Here is a 232-nt window from a genome sequence, read left to right as displayed (position 1 = left end):
TGAACTTCCTGAACGTGAGGACTCTCAAGGGAACCTTGTTTGGTAACTACAAGCCGCGCACCGACCTGCCCAACGTCGTCGAAATGTACATGAAGACGGAGCTGGAGGTGGAGAAGTTCATCACGCACCGCGTGCCCTTCTCGGAGATGAACACGGCGTTCGACCACATGCTCAAGGGGGAGGGCATCCGCTGCATCATCCGCATGGAGAACTAGGTTTTCTCATCTGGTTG

1 pseudogene is annotated in these 232 nt (G+C 55.2%); it reads left to right on the top strand.

Going from position 1 to position 232, the window contains the following annotated elements:
• A pseudogene (locus SM754_RS20425) lies at positions 1-215 on the top strand (hypothetical protein); the annotation flags it as partial.
• Positions 216-232: the final 17 nt, after the last annotated feature.

It is taken from the genome of Halorubellus amylolyticus (genome assembly GCF_034808145.1).
Lineage (GTDB): Archaea > Halobacteriota > Halobacteria > Halobacteriales > Natrialbaceae > Halorubellus.
This window is presented reverse-complemented; position numbering and strand designations above follow the sequence as displayed.